At 56.3% G+C, this 19,515-nt stretch carries 19 protein-coding genes; 9 read left to right on the forward strand and 10 right to left on the reverse strand.

Annotated features, from left to right (window positions below; genetic code table 11):
- The first annotated feature begins 82 nt into the window (after positions 1-82).
- The 9 genes from ABUA09_RS10145 to ABUA09_RS10185 all read left to right on the forward strand — a co-directional run bounded on the left by ABUA09_RS10145 (position 83) and on the right by ABUA09_RS10185 (position 8,357).
- Complete coding sequence (locus tag ABUA09_RS10145; protein WP_021631654.1) at positions 83-712, forward strand: TetR/AcrR family transcriptional regulator; 630 nt, start codon at positions 83-85, stop codon at positions 710-712.
- Between the two features lie 79 nt (positions 713-791).
- Positions 792-2,534, forward strand: coding sequence for an ABC transporter ATP-binding protein (locus tag ABUA09_RS10150; RefSeq protein ID WP_009259372.1), 1,743 nt, complete (start codon positions 792-794; stop codon positions 2,532-2,534).
- Positions 2,531-4,261, forward strand: coding sequence for an ABC transporter ATP-binding protein (locus ABUA09_RS10155; RefSeq protein WP_009259371.1), 1,731 nt, complete (start codon positions 2,531-2,533; stop codon positions 4,259-4,261). The genes ABUA09_RS10150 and ABUA09_RS10155 overlap by 4 nt, the downstream gene beginning before the upstream one ends.
- Before the next feature lie 281 nt (positions 4,262-4,542).
- The gene (locus tag ABUA09_RS10160) at positions 4,543-4,974 is read left to right on the forward strand and encodes a MarR family winged helix-turn-helix transcriptional regulator (RefSeq protein ID WP_009259370.1); all 432 of its coding nucleotides are present in this window, start codon (positions 4,543-4,545) and stop codon (positions 4,972-4,974) included.
- A gap of 32 nt (positions 4,975-5,006) precedes the next feature.
- Positions 5,007-5,438: an RNHCP domain-containing protein gene (locus ABUA09_RS10165; protein WP_009259369.1), complete on the forward strand. Its 432-nt coding sequence runs from the start codon at positions 5,007-5,009 to the stop codon at positions 5,436-5,438.
- Positions 5,439-5,658: 220 nt separating this feature from the next.
- Positions 5,659-7,002: an MATE family efflux transporter gene (locus ABUA09_RS10170; RefSeq protein ID WP_009259368.1), complete on the forward strand. Its 1,344-nt coding sequence runs from the start codon at positions 5,659-5,661 to the stop codon at positions 7,000-7,002.
- The gene (locus tag ABUA09_RS10175) at positions 6,999-7,607 is read left to right on the forward strand and encodes a cytidylate kinase-like family protein (RefSeq protein ID WP_009259367.1); all 609 of its coding nucleotides are present in this window, start codon (positions 6,999-7,001) and stop codon (positions 7,605-7,607) included. Before ABUA09_RS10170 ends, ABUA09_RS10175 begins: the two co-directional genes overlap by 4 nt.
- 135 nt (positions 7,608-7,742) lie before the next feature.
- A complete protein-coding gene (locus ABUA09_RS10180) occupies positions 7,743-7,949 on the forward strand; it encodes a hypothetical protein (protein WP_009259366.1) in 207 nt (68 codons plus the stop codon).
- A 135-nt stretch (positions 7,950-8,084) separates the two neighbouring features.
- Entirely contained in the window at positions 8,085-8,357 is a 273-nt protein-coding gene (locus ABUA09_RS10185; RefSeq protein ID WP_009259365.1) for an HU family DNA-binding protein, read from the forward strand.
- A gap of 89 nt (positions 8,358-8,446) precedes the next feature.
- On the opposite strand, the gene tenpIN is transcribed toward ABUA09_RS10185, so the two are convergent.
- The 10 genes from tenpIN to ABUA09_RS10235 all read right to left on the reverse strand — a co-directional run bounded on the left by tenpIN (position 8,447) and on the right by ABUA09_RS10235 (position 19,421).
- Positions 8,447-8,935: a type III toxin-antitoxin system TenpIN family toxin gene (gene tenpIN / locus ABUA09_RS10190; protein ID WP_349949347.1), complete on the reverse strand. Its 489-nt coding sequence runs from the start codon at positions 8,933-8,935 to the stop codon at positions 8,447-8,449.
- A 376-nt stretch (positions 8,936-9,311) separates the two neighbouring features.
- Positions 9,312-9,923: a class I SAM-dependent methyltransferase gene (locus ABUA09_RS10195; RefSeq protein ID WP_009259363.1), complete on the reverse strand. Its 612-nt coding sequence runs from the start codon at positions 9,921-9,923 to the stop codon at positions 9,312-9,314.
- 128 nt (positions 9,924-10,051) lie between these two features.
- Positions 10,052-11,671: an FAD-dependent oxidoreductase gene (locus ABUA09_RS10200; RefSeq protein ID WP_009259362.1), complete on the reverse strand. Its 1,620-nt coding sequence runs from the start codon at positions 11,669-11,671 to the stop codon at positions 10,052-10,054.
- A gap of 3 nt (positions 11,672-11,674) precedes the next feature.
- The gene (gene ahpC, locus ABUA09_RS10205) at positions 11,675-12,238 is read right to left on the reverse strand and encodes an alkyl hydroperoxide reductase subunit C (protein WP_021632862.1); all 564 of its coding nucleotides are present in this window, start codon (positions 12,236-12,238) and stop codon (positions 11,675-11,677) included.
- Positions 12,239-12,543: 305 nt separating this feature from the next.
- Complete coding sequence (locus ABUA09_RS10210) at positions 12,544-12,720, reverse strand: hypothetical protein (protein WP_021632863.1); 177 nt, start codon at positions 12,718-12,720, stop codon at positions 12,544-12,546.
- 5 nt (positions 12,721-12,725) lie between these two features.
- Positions 12,726-14,303 (reverse strand): hypothetical protein, encoded by a 1,578-nt coding sequence (locus ABUA09_RS10215; protein ID WP_009259359.1) that lies wholly within the window; start codon positions 14,301-14,303, stop codon positions 12,726-12,728.
- 48 nt (positions 14,304-14,351) lie between these two features.
- Entirely contained in the window at positions 14,352-14,906 is a 555-nt protein-coding gene (locus ABUA09_RS10220; RefSeq protein ID WP_009259358.1) for a DUF5697 family protein, read from the reverse strand.
- Positions 14,897-16,075, reverse strand: a complete 1,179-nt coding sequence (locus ABUA09_RS10225) for a replication initiator protein A (RefSeq protein ID WP_009259357.1) — start codon at positions 16,073-16,075, stop codon at positions 14,897-14,899. Before ABUA09_RS10225 ends, ABUA09_RS10220 begins: the two co-directional genes overlap by 10 nt.
- Positions 16,076-16,138: 63 nt before the next feature.
- Complete coding sequence (locus tag ABUA09_RS10230) at positions 16,139-18,313, reverse strand: VirD4-like conjugal transfer protein, CD1115 family (protein ID WP_009259356.1); 2,175 nt, start codon at positions 18,311-18,313, stop codon at positions 16,139-16,141.
- Entirely contained in the window at positions 18,306-19,421 is a 1,116-nt protein-coding gene (locus ABUA09_RS10235; protein ID WP_009259355.1) for a hypothetical protein, read from the reverse strand. Before ABUA09_RS10235 ends, ABUA09_RS10230 begins: the two co-directional genes overlap by 8 nt.
- Positions 19,422-19,515: the final 94 nt, after the last annotated feature.

Here is a 19,515-nt window from a genome sequence, read left to right on the forward strand (position 1 = left end):
CCTACAGCTATTGTATCACGGGCACCTCAAAGCCTGCTGATACCTGAAACTATTAACTTTGAAACTTATTATACGAGGAGGAATGACAGTGGCAAAACAAAAGGCGGGTGTCTATGACAAGGTGCTGGAGTGTGCCAAGGAGGAGTTTTTGTCCAAGGGGTTTCTGGACGCTTCTCTGCGCACCATAGCTCAGGCGGCGGAAACCAGCACCGGCTCTATCTATACCCGCTTCGGGGATAAGGAGGGGCTGTTCCGGGCCATTGCGGAGCCGGTGGTGGATCAGTTCAAGGCTATGTTCCGCAGGGTGCAGGAGGATTTTCACCAGCTCAGTGAGGAGGAACAGCGTGCGGATATGGGACAGTACACCGCCCGCCACCAGGAGGAGATGCTGGACTACATCTACGACCACTTTGATGTGTTCCGCCTGTTGCTGGACGGGGCCCACGGCACCCGGTTTTCCTGCTTCCTGGACGAGCTGGTGGACATCGAGGTCGAGTACACCTACAAGTACATGGAGGTCATCGGCTGTGAGAGCGTCAAGTCCGGTCTGGTGACGGAGGAGTTCATCCATATCATCGTCACCGCCTACTTCAACGGCATGTTTGAGGTGGTGCGGCACAACATGGACCGTGCCGCCGCCCACCGCTATGTCAAGATGCTCAACCGCTACCACATGGCGGGATTCTCCACCGTGTTTGACCCTCAGCCCTGACAAGAGGCTGTGCCTTTGGGTGCAGCCCTCCCATTTGCGCAAAAGTTAGCGATCACTAACTAAAAAGGAGGAATTTATCATGAAACAACAAAGTCCCATGCTCCGTCTGTGGGAGCTGGGAGAGGGACAACAGGGCGGCCTGAAGCGGGCGGTCCTGTCCGCTGTGGTGGGGGTACTGTTTGGGATGCTCCCCTACTTTGCCGTGGCTCAGATCATTCTCGGCCTATTGTCTGGAAACCAGGAATCCTCGTTCTACCTGACCTGGTGCGCAGTGGCGCTCGTGGGCTTTTTGCTCCGGGCCACCCTGTATTCCCTGGCTCTATCCCAATCCCACAAGGCCACCTTTGCTATCCTGAAATCTATCCGGGAGAAAGTGCTGGAGAAACTGCCAAAGATGCCTCTGGGTACGATTCTGGACACCTCCAGCGGCCAGATGAAGCAGGTCATCGTAGATCAGGTGGAGAGCATGGAGCGGCCTCTGGCCCATCTTCTGCCGGAGATGACCGCCAATGTGCTGGGACCGGTGTGCATCTTGATCTATCTGTTCGTGCTGGACTGGCGGATGGCCCTTTTGAGTCTGGTGTCCATCCCGGTGGGCATGGCTTTCATGATGGCGGTCATGGCCGGCTACGGCAAGCAGTACGAGGGCTCGGTCAAAACCACCCAAGCCATGAACAGCGCCATTGTGGAGTACATCGGCGGCATTGAGGTCATCAAGGCGTTTAACCAGGGCAAGCAGTCCTATGCCCGCTTCTCCGACAGCGTAAAGGCCAACGCCTCCTACTTCTACCACTGGATGAAGAGCTGCCAGATGCCGGTCTCTTTGGCCCGTGCCATCTCGCCCACCACCATGATCACCATTCTGCCGGTGGGCTGGCTCCTCTATACCGGAGGGAGTTTGCCCATCGAGACCTTTATCACCACCATCGTCCTGCCCCTGGGCATTGCCGGGCCCCTGCTGGCCGCCATGGACTTTGTGGACAGTCTCGCCAAGGTGGGCACCATTGTGGGCTCGGTGGACGCCATTTTGAACGGAGCGGAGCAGGACCACGGGGAAACGCCAGCGGAGTTCCAGGGGCGGGGCATCCAGCTCTCCCATGTGTCCTTCGGCTACCACGCGGACAAGGAAGTGCTCCACGATGTATCTCTCACCATCCCCGCCGGGACCATGACCGCCTTTGTGGGGCCCTCCGGATCGGGCAAGTCCACCATCGCCAAGCTGATCGCCGGCTTTTGGGATGTGACCTCCGGCGCCATCACCCTGGGCGGGCAGGACTTGAATCGGGTCCCGCTGAAGCAACTCTACGACCAGGTGGCCTTTGTCTCCCAGGACAACTACCTCTTTGACGAGAGCATCCGGGAGAACATCCGCATGGGCCGCCCGGCGGCCACCGACGCAGAGGTGGAGGCCGTGGCAAAAGCCGCCGGGTGTGACGCCTTTATCCGCAGTCTGGAACACGGCTATGACACGGTGGTGGGCGGAGGCGGCGCCCATCTGTCCGGCGGCGAGCGCCAGCGTATCGCCATCGCCCGGGCCATGCTCAAGGACGCGCCCATTGTGGTGCTGGACGAGGCGACTGCCTACATAGACCCCGAGAACGAGGCCGTGGTCCAGCAGGCCGTGGGCAAGCTGGTGGCGGGAAAGACCGTACTGGTCATCGCCCACCGCCTCAGCACCATCACCGGCGCGGATCAGATCGTGGTAGTCAATGGCGGCCGCAGCCAGGATGTGGGCACCCACGGGGAACTTTTGAAGAACTGCCCGCTGTATCAGGAGATGTGGCGGGCGCATATGGGCGCAAAGGAGGGAGAGCAGGCATGATCGGTGTTTTGAAAAAAATCTGGGACTTTGCCGGAGAGGAGCAGGACAATATCCGGAAGTCCATGATTTTAGGTTTCTTTTACGCGGTGTTCCATATGTTCCAGATCGCGGCCATCTATGTGGTGGTGCTGGCCCTGGTGGGCGGCTCCACAGACTCCGCCCCGGCCTGGCAGGCGCTGGGGCTTCTGCTGGCCAGCATTCTGGGCCGGGCGGTCCTCAACCGCTTCAGCCAGCTCCAGCAGACCCACGCCGGCTACTTCATGGTGGCGAACAAGCGCATTTCCATTGGCGACAAGCTCAAGCGGGTCCCCATGGGCTATTTCAACGACCAGAGCTTGGGAGAACTCACCGGCATCACCACCACCGTTCTGGACGAGGTGGAGAGTACCGGCCCCATGGTGCTGGTCGGTATCCTGGGCGGCCTGATCAATTCCGCCGTCATGCTGCTGTGCGTCCTGTTCTGGGACTGGCGGATCGGCCTGCTGGCCCTGGCGGGGATGCTGGTGTATCTGGCCCTCCTCTCCGGAATGGAGAAGCAGTCCGCCAAGATTGCCCCCAAGCGCCAGCGGGACGAGGCCCGGCTGGTGGAGGCAGTGCTGGAGCAGCTCCAGGGCATGAGCGTCATCAAGTCCTTTAACCTGACCGGAAAGGGCGACAAGCGGGTGCGGCAGGCGCTGGAGGACAGCCGGGCGAACAATCTGGCGGTGGAGAAGCTGTTTACTCCCTATATCTGGGGCCAGGAGATGGTCCTCCACCTGTTCAGCGTTCTAATTCTGGCGGCGTCGGTGGGGCTGTGCCTGACGGGAGCTATGTCCCTCGCCAATGCGCTGATGGCGGTCATCGTCTCTTTCCTGATCTTCTCCCAGATCCAGTCCGCGGGCAGCGGCGTGTCCGCCCTGCGTCTGGTGGGCAGTTCCATCGACCACGCCAACCAGGTAGACGACATCCCGGAGATGGACCAGCGTGGCACGGCCATCCGTCCGGAGAGCCACGAGATTGTATTCGACCATGTGAACTTCTCCTATGGAAGCCGCCCCATCCTCAAGGATGTGTCACTGATCATCCCGGACCGGACCACCACCGCCATTGTGGGGCCCTCCGGCTCCGGCAAGACCACCCTCTGCAACCTGATCGCCCGGTTTTGGGATGTGGACGGCGGCCGTGTGACCATCGGCGGCCGGGATGTGCGGGAGTACACGCTGGAGTCCCTCATGGAGCAGGTGAGCATGGTGTTCCAGCGGGTGTACCTCTTTGCCGACACGGTGGAGAACAACATCAAGTTCGGCTGCCCGGGCGCTACCCATAAGCAGGTGGTGGAGGCCGCTAAAAAGGCGTGCTGCCACGACTTTATCTCCGCCCTGCCGGATGGATATAATACGGTAATTGGCGAGGGAGGAGCCACGCTCTCCGGCGGAGAGAAGCAGCGCATCTCCATCGCCCGGTGTCTCTTGAAGGACGCGCCCATCGTCATCTTCGATGAGGCCACGGCCAATGTGGACCCCGAGAATGAGGACCAGCTCCAAAAGGCTATGGAGGCCCTGACGCGGGAGAAGACCGTGCTGATGATCGCCCACCGGCTCAAGACGGTGCGGGGCGCGGACCAGATCCTGGTGGTGGACCAGGGCCGCGTCGTCCAAAAGGGTACCCACGACGAACTGATCCGGCAGGCGGGCATCTACCGGGATTTCGTCTCCGAGCGGACGGAGTCCAGCCGCTGGACACTCTGAGCGTATAGCAAAATTGAAAACGCGGTGCAGGATCAGAATGTCCGCACCGCGTTTTTGATTGCTGAATGCTCTCTTATTGGGTACACGGGGCGGGCGTTTCTAAAATGACCTGTGCATCTGTAATTTTATACACCTAAAAAGATTGATAGCAGCCACTATATTGACTATGATGTTCTATGCTGCTGCCTAATCAAATCAGATTGAGAAGGTTTGAATTTCCTATTGACATATGTCCGAAAACGGATATAATATATATGAAATCGGATATTAAGGAGGCCGTGATGAACTGCGAAAGTGCAAGAAAATATGCCTATCTGTCTGCGGAGATCACTTCCCTATATCATGAAGCAGCTGTAAAAATAGGCGTTTCTGATACTGTCTTGGATATTCTGTATGTCCTTTGCGAGCAGGAAGGACAATGCCTTCAAAGCGACATATTCAGACTGACAGGGATCAGCCGGCAAACGATCAACTCGGCGATCCGCAAATTGGAGCGGGATGGGCTTGCCTATCTGAAGCAGGGGGAAGGCCGGAATACATTGGTCTGTTTGACCGAAAAGGGGCGGGATTTTTCTGCTCAAAAAGTCCGCCCACTATTCCAGATTGAAAATAAGATATGGAGCGAATGGACAGTCGATGAGCAAGAGCGGTATCTTCTATTCACACAAAAGTACCGGGACTCGTTCAAAAAATACCTGCATGAAGATCTGTAATCGTATCTGTCCTCGCCCATCAAGGAGCAGTTATGAACAGAGAAAATAAGCGCAAGCAGTATGAAAAAGGGTACTATAAAACACATGGGTGCAGCGACAGCTTCACCTGTAAGGTATGCGGCAGATTAGTCGTGCCCACCGGAGCGGGAAGCGACCACCGCAATCATTGCCCAAACTGTCTCAGCAGTCTGCATTTGGACATTGAGCCTGGAGATCGGGAAGCAGACTGCGGAGGGATCATGGACCCGGTGGGCGTTTGGGTCAGAAAAAATGGCGAGTGGGCGATCATCCACCGATGCAGGAGATGCGGGCATTTAAGTTCAAACCGGGTGGCGGCCGACGATAATCCCATGAAGCTGATGTCGATTGCGATGAAACCACTCTCCCAACCACCGTTCCCATTGGAAAAAATCGAGGAAATGACCGCTCTCATGGGCGGAGATGGACAGTTATCTTACGGATAAAAGCGGACACCATAAATCCGAACATATTGCTTGACAATGATTTTGAATATGGTATAATGGGCCACCGTCGGAGGACTTATCATCGTAGGGATAAGGCCGGATAAGATACCGAACAGGCGGTTTGCCGGAGGGTTACTCTTGCGTATGAGAGTGCCGGATAAGAAAACCGTTATGTGCGGCTTTCTTATCCGGCCTTTTTATTTTGCAGGGAGGGAAAGAAATGGACTTATTAACCGGGAAAATCCGACCAATCTACTTCAAGTATCTGTCCGCCGCCTTTGGCAGCGCCATGATCACATCGGTCTACTCTATCGTGGACATGGCGATGGTGGGGCAATATCAGGGACCGGATGGTACGGCCGCTTTAGCTGTTGTCGCTCCGATTTGGAACATCATTTACAGCCTGGGCCTGTTAATGGGGATTGGCGGCTCCGTTATCTTTAGTACCCTTCGGGGGCAAACGGAGCGCAAAGGTAAAGTTGAAAATGAATATTTTACAACGGCGGTGATCGGCGCCGCCGTATTGTCGGTGATAGCGTGGCTGGCAATTTTGTTCTTTGAAAAGCCGATCCTGCTGTTTTTCGGTGCGGACATCAATCTGCTTTCTCTGGCGCAGACCTATCTGGAACCGATTAAAGTCGTTGTGCCGTTTTTCCTGTTCAACCAGATGCTGGCTGCATTTTTGAGAAATGACGGCAATCCCGGGCTGGCAACAGCAGGTGTCTTGGCCGGCGGCCTGTTCAATGTTTTTGGCGACTATATCTTTGTATTTACCTTTGACATGGGGATTTACGGCGCGGGGCTTGCCACGGCGATAGGCTCCGGCATCTCGTTCTTCGTCATGCTGTCCCACTTCTGGTCAAAGAAAAATACACTGGCCTTTCAAAAGCCAGCCAGAATTTTTTCTAAGTTGAAGGAAATATCCGTGACAGGCTTCTCTACCTTCTTCATTGATGTTGCGATGGGAATTTTGACCGTCCTGTTTAACCGGCAGATCATGAAGTATTTAGGCACAAGCGCGCTGGCGATCTATGGCCCGATTGTGAATGTGAGTACCTTTGTCCAGTGCTGCGCGTACAGCGTTGGGCAGGCGTCACAGCCAATTATCTCCATCAATTTTGGCGCAAGGTATGGGCAGAGGATCAAGGATGTCCTGCGGTATGCGCTCTATACGGTCGCGGTATTCAGCGTTTTCTGGACGGCCCTTAGCTTGATTTGTCCGAACCTGTATATTTATATTTTCATGAAGCCGACAACGGAAATATTGGAGATGGCCCCCGCAATCATCCGCTGCTATGGACTTTCCTTTATTTTACTGCCGCTCAACATTTTTTCTACTTATTACTTTCAGGCGCTGATGAAGCCGAAAGCGGCATTTATCGTGTCTGTTGCCAGAGGCTTTATCATCAGCGGTATTCTGATCATGGTCCTCCCCGCCGTAGCGGGAGCCGATTCTATTTGGCTTGCCATGCCGGTTACAGAGCTGGCAGTCGCTGTGTATGCGGCGCATACCATTGTAAAATACACAAAAAAATTATCTTTTGAAAAGGGGCAAAGGTTATGAACACGCTTATTACCATCAGCAGGGAATTTGGAAGCGGCGGGCGGGAGCTTGGACGCAGACTGTCGGAGCTGCTGAATATCGCCTATTATGACCAGGAGATTATTACTGAGATCTCCAGGCGCACCGATCTGGCTGAGCGATATATCGAGCAGGTCATCGAGCAAAAGCCCATTCCCGCCTTCCCCCTCCATATTGGCCGCAGTCTTTATCCATTGTCGAATCCGATTTATGAGCAGAGACAGGCTGTTATGCTGGAGCAGAACAGGATCATCCGTGAAATGGCAAAAAGGTCAAGCTGTGTGATTGTCGGCCGCTGCGGTGACCACATTTTAGAGGATGTTCGACCGTTTCGCATATTTGTCTATGCCGAATTGGAACATAGGATCGCCCGGTGCATGGAGCGGCGCACGGCAGAAGAAGTGTATTCGTTGGAAGAAATGAAGCAAAAGGTGATTTCCGTTGATAAAAACCGGCGGAAATACTACGAATATTATACAGGGAAGAAATGGGGAGACCGGTTAAATTACGATCTCTGCGTCAATACCAGCAGACAAGAGATAAAGGAAATTGCGCTGGCCCTCAGCTCTTTTATTTCGTTGGGATAAATGATACCTCCAAAGAGAGAAGTAAAATGATCCGTGCAGTTGCATTTTCCATGACTTCCCTGCTATAATACCAGCAGGAAAGCGATTGGAGCGCGGCGTGGTTTGGCTCGGAATATCAAATTGGGAGGTATTTCAATGCGTACAGAAGGCTCTCCGGAGCAATCGCTCCGCCGTGTGCTGAAGGCGGCTGGCTACAGGATGCGGAAGTCCCGTGCGCCCATCAGCTCGGACAACCTTGGCGGCTATATGATCGTGGATATGTCCGGGAATGCGGTTGCGGCAGGCGGCCGCTTCGAGCTGACTTTGGAAGAGGTCCGGGAGTGGGTGCGAGACATGTGCTGACCGCGGCTGCGGCTGGGGGGCGTTCCTCCCTCAGCTGCTTTGCCTTGAGCATTCACCGCTGTGGTAAGCTGCCGATGCGGTTATCATGTAAAGAGTGCTTATCCAAATCAATAGAAAGAGAAAGGAATTTGCTTTATGAACAAGGGAGAACTGATTGCTGGTATGGCCGAGGAGAGCGGAGTCTCCAAAGCGGATACGGAGAAAGTCTTGAACGCATTTCTCTCCCAGGTTGAGAAAGCGTTGTGCGCGGGAGATAAGGTCCAGCTCACTGGCTTCGGCAGCTTTGAAGTGAAAGAGCGCGCCGAGCGTACCGGCCGGAATCCCAAGACCAACGAGCCCATTGTGATCCCAGCCGGGAAGATGCCAGTCTTTAAGGCTGGCAAGGTATTGAAGGACGCAATTAAATAAAGAAGCAGACGCCACAATGCAGCACCAACCTGAATATAAGTGTGAAGCACAAAACCGCCCCTCCGAGCATTTGCTCAGAGGGGCGGTTTTCATTCGCTGGCGCTTGTATTTCGTAGAAAACTTTCAAAGTATGGTAGAGTAGACCGGCCATAGCGTCGCTGCCACTCCCTTGGGTGAAGTTTGCGGACCTCATTCAGATCATCCCTGTAATCCGAAATATACGAAAAAACCTCCTGTACGATACGCGGCAAGTTGACCATCGTTTCTTTATATTCGTCCTGATCGACGGGTGCCGGTACAGTGGCATCTATGTACGCATTATCCTTGATTAAAATGGACTTTGTGTAGTCAAGGCCGGACTGGCTGCGCTGAGATCTGGCGGAGCTTTTGAAATGATAAGCATGGGGGTGGCGGATATGGGAACGAAAAGGAATGCAGATGAACAGGTCGTCCATGTATTCGATCAATAGACAGGAGTATGGCCTGTTTTTCTTTACGGCAATCTCCGGATACTGACTGTGGGGGTAATCTGTAAAAAATTTTGCTGATAGGCTGTGGATCTCCGCAATATACTCCATTTTTCGCCCCCATAACAAAAGAAAAGCGGGGAGGGCGATCCCTCCCCGCCGGATGGCTTCTTTCGGTCAATTTTTATTTTACCGTTGAGTCAGTACCGTCACTCAACATCTTCGCTCGGTCAATTTTTATTTTACCGACGAGTCAGAACCGTCACTCGTCTCATGCAGAAACCATCCCTGCTACTATTATTATAATGGCCGTCTGGAAATATGTCAACATGAAGTTTGGAGTGAAAATTTATAGTTCCAAACGACTGTCCCTATTATTTGCTGTTTGTATTTGCCCTCTACACAAAAAGTCCGCATTCATTGATTATCAGAAGGCGGGCCACCGTCATACAGCGCCGATGGCCCGCCTTCGACCCATTCTGGGCAGTTACTTCCTGCCCGCCACATAGCACAAAGGCAGTACACGCCCCCCGAGCAGAGTGTGTTCCGTCACCCAGAAATCGTGAGACGAAAGATAAGCAATGAATTCCCCGGCGTTCCATAAGTGGTAGACGCGAAAGCCGGTCCGCTCCATACCCCAGGTCCGCAGGCTGGCAAGTTTCCCCCCAGCGTGGATAAAAGTAGGAGCGAATAGCCACCCACCCGGCTTTAGGACTCTCCGAGCTTCCCGCAAAACCTTTTCCGGCTCCGGTAAGATATGCAGGGCATTGGCGATTACCACCGCGTCAAAGGTTTCCGAGGCATACGGCAACCGGGAAGCATCCTGTACCGAGAAATGAAGCCGGGAAGATCCGGTCTGTTTCTTCGCCTCCGCAATCATTTTGGAAGAGGCATCGGTGGCCTCCCACAACCGGACATACGGAGACAAGGGAAAGGACAGCTGGCCTGTGCCACAGGCCAGTTCCAATACATTCATATCCCGGGTGAGATGCGGACGAATGTGATTGCAGATTTCCGCATATATCGGTGCGGAGCGCCGCATGAATTTGCTGTAATGTGCGGCCATTCCCTGCCAGAAGTCCAGATCTGATTTCCTCATAGCAATATGCCTCTTTTGGAGTTAGTTCTTGATAACTAAAGAATACTCCAAAAGGCTCCGCGCTACAAGCATTTTTTGCAGAGGAAAGCCGCGTTGTAGACCAAACGGCCCGCAACGCGGCTTCCTTGCTATGTTAAGAGTTCTAACAACTGCCGGATGTTTTTCTTTCCGAAGGATACCTGCGCCCCATCATTGATGACCAGGCAGGGGACGCTCATCACCTGATACCTCTCCCGCAGGTCTGGGAAGTGGTTCAGGTCATAGACCTGGGCGGTGATGTGCGGATTTTCCGCGGCGATCCGCTGGGCCGCCGTCACCAGTTCCGGGCACATGGTACAGGAGAGGGAGACCAGAATCTCTAATTTGATAGGCTTCTGGACCGACTGAATCGCTGCTCTTGTATCTTCGTCCAGAGCCTGCCCCGGCCCGGCGGCATTGTAGAGGCCCAGGACGAAGGAGGTGAACTCGTGGCCGCCGGGGACCCCATGGAAAGCGAGGCCTGTCCAGCTCCCATCCGGCCGGCAGACCCGGACACAGGGCAGGTGCTCCATCTCTTCGGCTGTTCCTATCTCTGCTGTGAGCTTACTGCTCTGCGCCGCCAGTTCCTCCATATACTGCTTCAACTCAGCCGAAAGAGGCGTTTCGTCCAGATACAGCCGCAGGACCAGTGGAGCGGCCATCCGGGCAAATACCGTATGGAGCTGGGCCGGCATGCCCCCCGTAAAAAGTGTGCTGTTTGTTTCGGTGGATACCGCTGTTTCTTCTGCCCGGCTCACCGGAGCTTTGGGATGGATGCCGGTCTTTTCCTGCATGGCGGCGCACAGGTGTTCCAGCTCCGTGGCGGCAAGGGCGCCGTCTCCCACGGCGGTAACCACCTGGCGCAGAGGCTTGACACATACATCACCTGCGGCGTACAGGCCGTCCGCAGTTGTCTTTTGGCTCCGGTCTGTGAGGATATAGCCCTGGTCATTCAATTCAGCCAGGCCGCGCACCAGCTCCGTGGCCGGCTCATAACCGGCAAAAACGAACACGCCGAAGGTCTCTCCGTCCGCCGCATGGTGCTTGGTCACTTGACCGGTTTTGGTATTCCGGTACCGGAGATAGCGGAGAGAAGTGTCGCCGGACACCTCCTCCACCTCTGTGTTGGTGAGAACGGTGATCTTCTCGTGGTTTCTGGCTGCATCCGCTGTTGCCTGGGCGCAGGTGAAGTCGTCTCCCCGGATGAGAATGGTCACCTGGCGGGCGTACTTGGTCAGGAACACGCTCTCCTCCGCCGCAGCAAAGCCGCCGCCCACCACAAAGACATCTTTCCCGGTGAAGAACTCTCCGTCGCAGGTGGCGCAGTAGGCCACGCCCCGCCCACGGAACTGCTCCTCCCCCTGGAAGCCCACCATGCGGGGATGGGCGCCGGTGGCCAGGAGGACACCGAAGCACCTCAAATCGCCCCGGCCGGTGCGTACGGTCTTTATGTCACCGGAGAGCTCCAGCCCGGTGACCTCGGCCAGCAGAAATTCAGCGCCGAAGCCCTCCGCCTGCTTCCGCATGGTCTCGGTAAGCTCCGTCCCACTGGTCCTGCCCACGCCGGGATAGTTCACCACTTCCGAGGTAATGGTGATCTGCCCGCCGAAGTGGTCCTTCTCCACGACCACTACCCGGTAGCGGGCACGGGCCAGGTAGAGGGCGGCAGTGAGTCCCGCTGGACCGCCGCCGATGACCACGACATCGTAGAAATTTGCCGTCTGCTCCATGGCTTAAAGCTGCCCCACCAGATCCAGACTGGGCTTCAGAGTCTCGGCGCCAGGCTGCCACTTCGCAGGGCATACCTCGTCTCCGTGCTCCGCCACGAACTGGCACGCCTGTACCTTCCGCAGCAGTTCGTCGGCGTTCCGGCCCACATTGCCGGCGTTGACCTCATAGGCCACGATTTTCCCCTCGGGGTTGACAATGAAGCTGCCCCGCTCCGCCACGCCGTCGGCTTCGATGTAGACCTCAAAATCCTTTGCCAGACAATGTGTGGGATCAGCCAGCATGGGATACTGGATCTTCTGGATGCGCTCGGAGGCGTCATGCCACGCCTTATGGACAAAGTGGGTATCGCAGGAAACGGAGTAAACTTCGCAGCCGATGGCCTGGAATTTATCGTAGAGGTTTGCCAGGTCCTCCAGCTCCGTGGGGCACACAAAGGTGAAGTCGGCGGGATAGAAGAAAAACACGCTCCACTTTCCCAGTACATCCGCCTTGGTAGCGGTGCGGAAGGCGTTATTCTGATAGCACTGGACGGAGAAATCGGCAATTTCTTTTTGAATCAGGGACATAGGAATACCTCCATTCATAATTTCGCCGGTTAGCGATGACTAACCGCATAAAATTATACAACTTTCAGAGAGATGCGTCAAGCGGCGCTTAAGGTTTTCTGAAACGGATCGTAGCCCCTATGTATTTCAGAGAAGGATAAAGAAACAATCAATACTGGGTGGGCGATGTGGGGCCTGAAACGAAATTTACCATTTTACTTTATCAATATTGCAAGTGGAATGCCCGCAGGACACATCCTAAAGAAGGCCTGCGGGCATTCGCTTTTCTCATATCAGTGTATAAGACGGCAGGGCTTGGCTGCACCTTAGGACATCAGATAATGAGCTGCATCCTGCCACTGGGCCGGGGGATAATCCTCCGCTTTGAGCTGTTTCAGGGCCTGACGAACGCGCTCACGGCTGCACAGCAGTCTCAGATCCGAGAGATAGAGACAGCCTACAAGCTCCTGGAGATCTTCCAGGAGACACTTTTCATCTGCCATTCTACTCACCACTTGGAGAGGATGCGGCCATAGATCAGGCTGCGTTCATAATCAAACTGCTTGATTGCCAGAATGACCGTGTCCCCCACATGGAAATCCAGGTCTGAGTGCAGTGTGGAGTAGTGGCAGAGACATACCGTTTCGTCGGAGAGCGTGCAGAACACGCCGCCGCCGTATTTGCCGGAGATGACCGCCTGCCGGCGGCTTCCGATAGGGTGCCTTCGGAGCGCTCCAAAAAAGGGGTTGTCCACTGTATCCTTTACTGAAACCCAGAACTGCCCCTCTCTGCGGTCGTACTCCTTCAGAACACAGTTCAAAGTCTGCCCGGGATGATACCGCGTCCGGAGATCAGGTGTAGCGATGTAAGTGAGGTCCTTCTGGCTTAGGCTCATATCCCTGCCTCCACACTCCACCAGGCACCGCCTGGGGCCCACAGCCAGAACGCGGCAGGTCAGCTTCTCGCCAATGCTCCGCCCTCCTTTGATGGTATCGAAAAAGTGCCTCTGGGCGGCCAGCGCCATTCGGCGTGAGCCAATGGCCACACCGCCCTCGCGGTCTACATCCAGGATGATATAGTCGGTCTCCGCGCCGCTCATGTTGCGAAGTACATAGGGCGGCCGCTCCTGGCCTGGGTACCACACTTCGGTTTCCGGAATCAGCACCTTGACCCGGTAGTTGATGATAACGGCGCACAGCATCTTGCGCCGCTCGGTTTGCCTTGTCTCCCGGTTGCGGACAGTAAAGGAATGGGTGTCGATGCCCATGATCCGCCCGGTGAGAATGGACTTGGAACGGTAGGATGCATAGATGGCATTCCATTCATTCCGCTCCTCTTCGGACAGGTCCTCGTCCAGCTTGTTCAGATCCAGGGAGAGCAGCGTGGGCTTATCTTTCAACGGCCTGCTGGTAAATTCCTTTTTAGGCCTGTTGGCCGTCTTTGCCGCTGACGCTGTACGCCGCGCCGGCCGTGCCTTGGGAGACGGCGCGGGCTCGGGACCTTCCATTGGGGCGTCTGCCGTATCATCATCACCTGTACCCTCCAATGGGGTGGGCGGCATCTCTTCTCCACCATCACTCAGGACAAAGGCATCCGTCTCCAGATCCTCGTCATCGTCATGCTCCGGCGTATCGCCTCCCTGGGCGCTCAAATCATCCGAGGCGCCGCTGGAGGTATCTTCCTCCTCAGACGCCTGGGCGGCCTCCCCAGCGGCCTCGCCGCCGGATGTATCTTCCGGGGAATCCGCCGCCTTTTTGCGGGAAACCCGCTTGCGTTTTGGCTTTTCTTCGACCGGTGTTTCCGGACCAGCCTCGCCGGTCTGCTCGCTTTCACCGGAAGGCAAGGGAGCTTCAGGCGGGTCCAGCCCGCCTCCCTCCGCCTGGGCTGCGGGGGCGGTCGCCTCCTCCTCGGTGCCAGCCTCCAGGACGGGGGCTATGCCTTCTGTCCTGTCTCCGGCGGGATCTGCCCTCTCCACACCGGGCGCTTCCTGAGAAACGCCCACGGGTGAAGATTCCGCAGCGCCTGAAGCTGTGATACCGTCCAAGCTGCGGCTGTCCATGGTCTCATCATGCTCTGTGTAGCTCATAGTCTGGCTCCTTTCTGATTGGGCTAAGTTGTTCGCTTACTGCGGCTGTCATTGGCTGGCCTCACCTCCCTTAAAGAACCGCAGGCGACCCTCCTTCCGGATGACGAAGTAGTGCCGCTGATTGATATGTAAAAGCCGGTGCTGTTCCAAATCGGACAGGGACAAAAGCACGGTCACATCCTGAGACTGCTGCGCCAAAAGGATGCTGACAAGCTGTTCCCGTCCCGGCTCCACCGGCAGGACCGCGAATGCGTCGATTTTCCCACTCTCCCTTCCCCGCTCCAGCAGGAAGCAGAGCTTATAAGGCGGCCTCCGGCTGGTGAGCTGAAGCGGCGGGCCTACGGCGAGAGACAGCAAAATGTCCAGCGCGCACAGCATCTCGGGGTCTGCCTCCTGCCCCCGGAACTCCGCCAGACATACGAGATCGTCTCCCACGGGGACCAGTTCTCCCGCATAGCGCAGATAGCGCAGTATCGCCTCACAGTGGGACTTGGCTTTGGCTGGATCGCGGAGGCGCATAAGCGGAAGAATCTGATCCAGCCGCATATAGCGGACCTCCCGCAGGATGTCGAGGAGAAACCGCTGGTCATTTGTCAAAAGCATTGATTTTCACCGCCTTTCTCACTCCCTGCCGGGGCTCCGCCTATGCTGTTGAGATAGGGGTCAAGCAGAAGATCGCTTTGCGATTCGCAGATGGCGTTAAAAATGACCGCCATGGTATAGGCGGTCGAGTTCTTGACATTGCGCTGGTTTTGCCGGAGCTTCCCCTCCACGGACTGGAGGATGGTGCTGTCCAGATCCCACAGGCGGGAGCGCACATTGGCCTGGGGCAGGACAGCCTTCCCGATCCGATATTCCTGGGTATAAAACAGCCGCTCAATGGCATTTTCAAACACCTTTGCCGTTTCCGGGTCAAAGACCCACAGGGAACAGTTCTCCAGAATCTGCGCAAGCTGTTCCTGCTCGGACAGGTTTCTCCACCATGGCCCCAGTCCGTCCATCCGGTCTCCGGCGCCGGACGGGCAGGACAGACTGAATTCAGTATGAATCCCATCAGTATGATTTAAGTCAATATAACTGGAGTCCCGCTGGTCAACTTCTGGAAGTTCCGTTTCCGAATCTCTTGAAGTTCCGGATTGAGACTTCAAGAAGTTCGGGCCTGGGACTTCTAAACCGGCCGCAGTGCCTCGCTGCTCCGGCTGAGCGGGGACAAGAAGTTCCGATCCCGCACTTCTTGGGGAGGCGGGAGGGGCCTGTGCCTCGTGCGGCTCCGGTGGAGTACGCCCCTTGCCGGATGGCCCTGTCTCCAAAGCCGACCCACCAGCGGGTACCGGCTGCTCCCCTCCGGCGGCCTCATGTTCCGGAGGTACAAAGGGGGCGCTGCCGCCTGCCGTCTCCCGGTGCTCCACCAGGGCAAGGTAAATCTGATTGGCGTCTCCGCGGCCGCACCGGCGCTCCCAGATCAGGCCGGCGGAGGACAGTTCTTTCATCGCCTCAATGATTTTGTGATAGCTCACCTGCATTTCGCTGGACAGAGAGCGGCGGGTGTAGATGATGAACACCTCTCCGTCGTCATTGAGCCAGCCGTTGAGCCGGGAGAGCTGGAAGCGGTTGAGTAAAAAGGTGTAGGTCACCTTAGCCTCCAGTGAGAGCCCTATGTATCGGGGATCGGTAAACAGCCAGCGGGGCATCTGCAAATGGTAGATATTCTGAATGTCCCCCTGCTTCATCAGTGGGAAAGACGGCTTTTTCGTTATTGGTGCTGCCTTCATTGGGACCATCTCCTTTTTTACACAAGTTTGTTGATTGTCAGCGGCGTAGGGACATGGAACGGCTTATGGCCCGCCCACTTCATCCGGGGATGTTTCGATCAGGTCAAAGGCGCCATAGGGGGCCTCAGTGTCCGGCGACTGGGAGGAGACACGATCCAATTCCGGGTCCAGAAGTCCATAGTCGTATTCCTGCCGGAGGATCTGATCCCGCTCCTTGTGAGGAGCCGTCTCCCCGCCGGCTTCTTTTTGGCCAGGGGTTGCCGGCGCCGTATTTGCCGGCTGAGCGGGCGGAGGACCGGCCTCCGGCGCGGACGGCGCTGGCCGGGACTTGGCCCGGGCCTTCCTTTCGGCCTTGGCCAACTCCTCCTGGCGGCGCCATTCAGGGGTGTAGTCTGATACCTTAACATCGTGCAGACGCTGGAAGCTGGGGTGTTCGTCCGGCGTGATCTTGTAGAGCTTCAGCGGTTTTTGACCTCGGAGAAGTACCAGACTCTCCTGATTGTCCATGCGCATGATTTCATCCGGGAGCATGAGGGCCCGCTGGGTGTTGCTCTTGGTCTGGCTGTATGGACGGGTGGAGCTATAAACCGGAGAAAACAACGGCAAAAGTGGCATTTGGTTGTTCTCCACCTTGATAGTGACCATGCCGCACTTTTTTGAGATGTAGGTCGCCGTGTCCACATCGTTGCATCCAAGGCAGATCTGAATATCCGTACAGCCGATCAGCTCCTCCCACTCCGTTTTGGGGTAGCGGTCCTGGAGCTGGGGAATAGACTGCACAATGAGCTGACAGAAGATCCCGGAGCCGCGGCAGAAGTTGAGCACCCGCTTGAAGTCCGGAAGTTTCCCGATGTTGCAAAACTCCTCCAGGCATACATTGACCGTCATGGGTAGCCGCCCATGCTTGCCGTGACGCCGGCCGTACTCAATGAGACGGGCGAAGAGCTGGGAAAAGAACAGGGAGCTCAAAAACTCCAGAGAGGAGTCCTGCGCGGAGATACAGCAGAAGTAGGCGCAGGGCTTTTGCCCGGGAAGCGTCAGGTCGATCTCGTTGTAGGAGGTGATTTTGTCCACCAAAGGGTTTTGGAACACAGACAGGCGGTTGCCCAATCCAATGGCGATGTTGCCCCAGATCTGCCGGTTGGCCAGCTTGAAAATACCATAGGGCGCCAGCGCCGGGTGACCTTTGGGCAGCGCCTCAAAGCGCCGCTCCAGATCCCCAAAGGACTCGTTGGAGAGCATCCGGTAAATGGCCCCGAGAGACCGCTGCTGAATCGGGAGCAGTTCCGTGGTGCCGGGGATGGTCTGGGTTGCGACATAGTGCATCAGAGCCATGAGCAGATTGAGCTCCGCCTTTTCCCAAAAGTCCTGCCGCTCGTTGGCGTTGGAGGTATTCTTGATGATGACCTCCGCGATGGACTGCACCAGGTCTTTGTCCTTCTCAATCCCGCTCAGGCAGTTCCAGGCATCACTGTTTTCCATGTCCAGAAGGTTGAACATCCGGACCTCATAACCCTGTTCCCGGAGAAAAGAGGACATACTCTCGTAGACCTCTCCCTTCGGATCTACACAGATCAGGCTCTCCTGCGTGCTCCGTTTAGCAGCGCATTGAAGAATAAAGGGCTTCACAAGGCCACGGGTCTTGCCCGCGCCGGTGGCGCCGTACACCATGATGTGCTCCGTCAGGCCGCTATTGGGGCGCAGAGTCACATACTCAGCGTACTTGTCATCATCGTCCGGATCATCCTTCAGCTTGCCGAGAAGCGTCCCGGACAGCTCCGAGATGGGGCCCGTCAGCAAAATCTTCTCCTGTTCTTTCTTGGACATGAAGCCGGAGGTACCGTGTGTGCCATCGGGAAGAATGTCAAAGCCGCGTTTGTCCCGGATAAACTTGTAGCCGGAAAACCAGATGTAGCCCTTTTTGGTGATGAGACAAAAAAGGATAAAGCCGACTGCCGTGACGCCCAGGCCTGTGGGGGTAAAGACGGCCAGCAGATTGCGGAATGGGTTGACGACCCAAATGGAGCCCACCGGATCGCCGGTCGCGTTGAAAGTAGATTTGATCCCCAGGTGGACGGAGTTGATGAGCATTCCGTAAAAGTACCAGCAGAACAGCCCCAGCGGGATATAAAACTTCCACTTTCCCTTGCGGCGGTCGAAAAAACGGTCCAGCTTCTTTCCCCATCGCCCCGAAATGCGGTCCTCCAGGCGGGCCAGTTTATCTGACAGCCTAAACATGGATCAGCCCGCCTTTCCAGCGAAGCGGCTCATTCGGCCAGGGATCGCCTGCGGAAAAGTTTTCTCCGAAAGCCGCCGCAAGCACCTGGGTATTGATACGCAGGGCCCGGACCGGCGCCCTACGCGGAAATTGGTCCAAGAGCAGGCCGGACATCTGGCCCTCCAGGGCGGCCACAAGGATTTCACGCCGTCCCTGTTGGCACGCGTCGCGGCAGACCCGCTCCAAGCGGCGCAGGTCCATGTCCACCGCGATCACCAGGGGATTGCCGTCCACATGGCCGTCCGCTTCCGGGAGGCGGTCGTCCTCCGGCTTCCACCGGGCTCCAAAGGCAGCCTGCGCAATCCGGGTGCGGTAATCCATCTGGCGCATGATCGCCAGCTGCATGGCCCCGGTATCGTCACAGGAAACCAGGGACACCGGAATACCAAGCCGGGGATATGCCTGGCTGTAATCGGTAAAGCCCTTTTTCCCGTTCCGTCCCGATGGGGTCTGGTTGGAGAGCATTTCATAAATGGACCGATAGCTCTCTCCGGCCAAAAGAAGGGCCTGGGGCGTGTCCAGGCGCTCACTGAACACGCTTGCCAGGTTATAGAGATGGGACAGCTCATTGTTCATAAAAAAGCCGGGATTTTGCCGGCTGACATATTGGAGGAGATAAGCGTGGTTTCCCCAGTGGCCGAAGCCGACACAGCTGGCGGCGTTCATCAGATTGCCGTCCCCGCCGCGCAGGGCGAAAGCGGGGAGAAAAACCGGTTGGCGTTTTAAGCGGTCTACTTTGTCATAGGCCGGCTCAATTCCTGCCCCCAGGCAGGTGAGCAGGACGGTCCCCACCTCTAACCGCCGTCGTAGGGCGGAGCTTTGCGCGTAAGGGCGTTTGGTGGGGGCGTGGCAGTCGATTTCCATAGAGGCCAAGAATTGATAACCCTCCGGGGAGGGCATCAGGTATTGATTGCTGCGGGAAAAGCTCAACAGTCCCAGCGTGGACAGAAGCTCCGCCTCACGGTAGAGGTGTTTCAGGGAGGAAAGGGCCCGCAGCGGGGCCAGGGGGAGCCATTGATAGGTCCCGGCCAGACGGAGCAGGCCAAAATCCCTGCGGTCATAGAGCATGGTAGCCCTCCTCTCAGATTTGAGGTCTGTTTGTATCGGTAGGTGGCATAGGACATCTACAAATTTTCAATGTAACGGATGAAGCGCCGTACAA

This window comes from Intestinimonas sp. RTP31139st1_F5_RTP31139_211217, assembly GCF_040226735.1.
GTDB classification, from domain to species: Bacteria; Bacillota; Clostridia; order Oscillospirales; family Oscillospiraceae; genus Intestinimonas; species Intestinimonas butyriciproducens.